We start from the raw sequence: 558 nt of genomic DNA, 5'->3' as shown, positions 1-558 counted from the left end.
TGATTTAGATGATACAGCCCCAGGAAAACCAACCATTACAATTAAGTCCGGTGAAGATGAATATATTAATAACTCAGAAAGTAGTGTTAATTTAGAGATTAGCTCACCAGGAATGGTAGCAGGTGATACGATACAACTTAAAAATGGTTCTTCTGATTTAGGAACTGAATATACAGTAACAGCTGCAGATATAACAGCAGGTAAAGCAACAATAGCAGTAGCTAAAACAGACCTAGGAACAGATGGAGCAAAAGAAGTAACAGCTGTTGTAACAGATACATCAGGGAATGCAAGTGATGCAAGTGATGCAACAACTATTACTTTAGATACAACAGCCCCAAGTAAACCAACCATTGCAATTAAATCAGGTGAAGACGCAATTGTAAATAGTAGTGAGACAACAATAAACTTAGAGATTTCATCAACAGGAATGGTTGAAGGAGATAAGATACAACTAAAATTAGGTACAGCTAATTTAGGAACTGAATATACAGTAACAGCTGCAGATATAACAGCAGGTAAAGCAACTATTGCAGTAGCTAAAACAGATTTAGGATC

The 558-nt window shown here is 36.0% G+C and carries 1 protein-coding gene; it reads left to right on the top strand.

Features of this window, described 5'->3' with window-relative positions; genetic code table 11:
• On the top strand, window positions 1-558 hold a 558-nt coding region (locus GBG18_RS15465), incomplete at both ends, for a hypothetical protein (protein ID WP_226898716.1).

Source organism: Poseidonibacter ostreae (assembly GCF_009208075.1).
In the GTDB taxonomy this organism is placed as follows: domain Bacteria; phylum Campylobacterota; class Campylobacteria; order Campylobacterales; family Arcobacteraceae; genus Poseidonibacter; species Poseidonibacter ostreae.
The sequence above is the reverse complement of the archived record's forward strand: the minus strand, read 5'-3'. Positions and strand labels throughout refer to the sequence as shown.